This window comes from Mycobacterium sp., assembly GCF_050701675.1.
In the GTDB taxonomy this organism is placed as follows: Bacteria; Actinomycetota; Actinomycetes; order Mycobacteriales; family Mycobacteriaceae; genus Mycobacterium.
Genome location: NZ_JBOGDD010000475.1, coordinates 1 through 3,225, shown reverse-complemented (window position 1 = coordinate 3,225; position 3,225 = coordinate 1). Strand labels below are relative to the sequence as shown.

The 3,225-nt window shown below is 66.6% G+C and carries 3 protein-coding genes and 1 pseudogene; 2 read left to right on the top strand and 2 right to left on the bottom strand.

Going from position 1 to position 3,225, the window contains the following annotated elements; translation table 11 throughout:
• Nucleotides 1-165 precede the first annotated feature (165 nt).
• Nucleotides 166-714, top strand: coding sequence for a TetR/AcrR family transcriptional regulator (locus tag ACRDUX_RS14200; protein WP_526414668.1), 549 nt, complete (start codon nucleotides 166-168; stop codon nucleotides 712-714).
• 8 nt (nucleotides 715-722) lie between these two features.
• Here ACRDUX_RS14200 and ACRDUX_RS14195 read toward each other — a convergent pair whose 3' ends face one another.
• Both ACRDUX_RS14195 and ACRDUX_RS14190 read right to left on the bottom strand, forming a co-directional pair.
• Complete coding sequence (locus tag ACRDUX_RS14195) at nucleotides 723-1,523, bottom strand: glycoside hydrolase family 16 protein (RefSeq protein WP_526414667.1); 801 nt, start codon at nucleotides 1,521-1,523, stop codon at nucleotides 723-725.
• 56 nt (nucleotides 1,524-1,579) lie between these two features.
• The gene (locus tag ACRDUX_RS14190) at nucleotides 1,580-2,713 is read right to left on the bottom strand and encodes a nitronate monooxygenase (protein WP_526414666.1); all 1,134 of its coding nucleotides are present in this window, start codon (nucleotides 2,711-2,713) and stop codon (nucleotides 1,580-1,582) included.
• Nucleotides 2,714-2,904: 191 nt separating this feature from the next.
• Between ACRDUX_RS14190 and ACRDUX_RS14185 the strand changes: the two are divergent.
• A pseudogene (locus ACRDUX_RS14185) lies at nucleotides 2,905-3,225 on the top strand (hypothetical protein); the annotation flags it as partial.

The window sequence follows — 3,225 nt, the reverse complement described above, 5'->3', positions numbered from 1 at the left end:
GGTTGGCAGTGCCCACACGTCCAGCACGTCGAAGTCGTCGGCGAACTCGTGGATCCGCCATGGCCTTGCGGCGTACGACGCGCGGGGCAAACTCGTCGTCAAGAGAACCATACACTACTGTATGCTTGAACTTCGCTCGCCGTCAACCGGATTCGAAGGAGTTCAGTGCCTGCACCGACCCGCACGTCCCGCGAGGCGTGGATCGATGCGGGCCTGACGGCGCTCGCCGACGGAGGGCCGGACGCCGTGCGGGTCGACGTCCTCGCCAACGCCCTCGGGGTGTCGCGCGGTGGCTTCTATCACCAGTTCGACAGCAGGCAGACGTTTCTCGACGAGATGCTCGACACCTGGGAACGCCGCAGCACCGATGAGGTGCTGGAACGGGTCGAGCGTGCGGGCGGCGATGCCCGCACCAAGGTCACGCACGCGGGCATGCTGACGTTCTCCGAGACGCTGCTGCCCATCGACCTCGCGGTCAGGGACTGGTCAAGAAGGGACACCGCGGTCGCCGCACGACTGAAGCGCGTGGACAACAGCAGGATGGCCTACCTCCGCACTCAGATCGCGACGTTGCACGACGACCCAGATGACGTGGAAGCCGTTGCACTGCTGGCGTTCTCATTGGCCATCGGCAACCACTTCGTGGCCGCGGACCACGGCGGTCGCGGCCGGGCGCAGGTACTCAGGCGCGCCACCGCGAGACTGCTGGGCTGACGCCCGGCCTACCAGACGTGAACCCAGTCGACGAGCATGTCGGCCGGGTACTTCCCTGCTCCGGGATCGCCACCCCCGGAACCCGCGACCGCAAGATTCAGGATCGGAAACAGCGTGTAACCCGGGGCGTTGAACGGCCAGTCCGGCAGGGCGCTGGCCGGGACGTCGAAGTACGGTTGCGCGCCGTCGACGTAGTCCTTCCAGAACCGGATGCCGTTGGTATCCCACTGCGTGCGCCAGTTGTGCCAGCCGCTGTCCACCGCGATGGTTTGGCTCGCGTGTTCCCCGCCGTTCAACTTCGCGTGGACGGTGGTTCCAGGTGCCCAGCTGCCGTTGCCGTACCACTCCATGATGTCGACTTCGCCGCCGTTGACGGGGTCGTTGTTGGCCAGATACCAGGCCGGCCAGGCTCCGGGAGTAAGGCAGTTCAGCTTGATCCTGGCTTCCCAGGTGGTCCCGATGGGGCCGCGGTACTTGCCGAACAGCTTGCCGCTGTAGAACGTGTTGCCGTCCTTGGCAGCGTGGAAGACGAGGTTGGACTTGCCGTCGACGTAGACGTTGCGCCGGTCGTCACGGTACTGCCCGACGTTGCCGGGCTGCTCCCAGTACGTGGGGACCTCCATGTCCTCCCGTGCCAGCGCCACCTCCCACTTGGAGGCGTCGGGCGCCGAGCCGGCAGGCCCATTGAACTCGTCCTGGAAGAGGTACTTGGCAGGTGGCGCGGCCCCGGCTTCTGGGAGGGGGATGGCGGCCGCCAGGGCGCCGATTCCCGTCATCAACATCATGCGGCGTCGATCAATCTCAGGCACGACTACAAATAGAAGCCCTCGGTCGGACCGAGAGAAAATCCCGGGCGCGAGCGACCTCAGACTCCAGCGGCCTCGTTGAGGTCGTTGAGAGTGCCGGTGGCCTCGAGATACTCCTGGACCCAGCGCTCGATGACCGCCGAGGTCTTCTCGACCTTGGTGAACTGACCGACCACCTGGCCGACGGGGTTGAAGGCGACGTCCACCGTCTCGTTGGGGTACTTGTGCGTGGCCGCCACCGCAAGGCCGGAGACCATGAACTGCAGCGGCATGCCAAGCGGCTTCGGGTTGTCCGGGTTCTCCCAGGCCTCGGTCCAGTCGTTGCGCAGCATCCGCGCGGGCTTGCCGGTGAACGAGCGGCTGCGCACGGTGTCGCGGCTACCCGCCTTGACGTAGGCCGCCTGCTGGACCGGGGTGTTCTCGGCCTCCTCGACCATCAGCCACTGGGAGCCCGTCCATGCCCCCTGGGTGCCGAGGGCCAGCGCCGCGGCGATCTGCTGTCCGCTGCCGATGCCGCCCGCGGCGAGCACCGGAACGGGCGCCACCTCCTTGACGACCTGCGGCCACAGCACGATCGAACCGACCTCACCGGAGTGCCCGCCCGCCTCGCCGCCCTGGGCGATGATGATGTCGACGCCCGCGTCGGCGTGCTTGCGCGCCTGGCTCGGCGACCCGCAGAGGGCGGCGACCTTGCGCCCCTCGGCGTGGATGTGGTCGATCATGTCGGCAGGCGGGGTGCCGAGCGCGTTGGCGATCAGTGTCATCTTCGGATGCTTGAGCGCGATCTCGACCTGAGGGGTGGCGGTCGCCTCGGTCCAGCCCAGCAGCTGCAGCGTGCTCTCGTTGTCCTCGGCGGTGAGCGGCACGCCGTGATCGGTGAGCACTTTCTTCGCGAAGTCGAGGTGCTCCTGCGGCACCATGTCGACCAGCATCTTCGCCAGTTCGTCGGCCGACAGGTTCGCGTCCATGCCCTCGTACTTGTTGGGGATCACGATGTCGACCCCGTAGGTGTGGTCGCCGATGTGCTCGTCGATCCACTTCAGCTCGACCTCGAGCTGCTCGGGCGTGAAGCCCACCGCGCCGAGCACGCCGAATCCTCCGGCCTTGCTGACGGCGACGACGACGTCTCGGCAGTGCGTGAAGGCGAAGATCGGGAACTCGATGCCGAGCTGATCACAGAGGGGAGTGTGCATCTTGCTTGCTCCTCGAAGTGGGGCGGTGACGAACTGAAACGTGTTCTAGTTTAGTACGTCGCAGGCGCGCCGTCCGCGACTGGTCGACATCTCGACGATCCGTCGGCGCTCGACATTGGGGACGAGTGCCATTACCGTTTTGCGCCAACAGCATTGACACACCCGATCGTGGCGTCGGAGGACGTGCGACGTTGAAGGGCGAAGCCGTGACGCACTGGCTCAACCAATCGCTCGTGCTCGCCTCGGACTACCGGGTGTCGCACCCCGACCGCGTCGGACCGCTGCTCGAGCGCAGGACCCAGGCCCTCGCCGACCTCGGGGCGCACCACGTGCTGGTCTATGAATCGACCACCGAGCCGGGGCGGGTGCTGGTGATGATCGCCATCCACGCCCGCGAGCCGGTACTCGAGCTCCTGCGTTCCCGCACCTTCTTCGAGTGGTTCGACGCCGTCGGCGTCGAGGACATTCCCGCCGTGTTCGCCGGCGAAGAGCTCGAGCGATTGGTGCTCACC

Bases quoted from the DNA above. Each gene is read 5' to 3' on its own strand.
- ACRDUX_RS14190 (WP_526414666.1), bottom strand. From the start codon at position 2,713: ATGCACACTCCCCTCTGTGATCAGCTCGGCATCGAGTTCCCGATCTTC.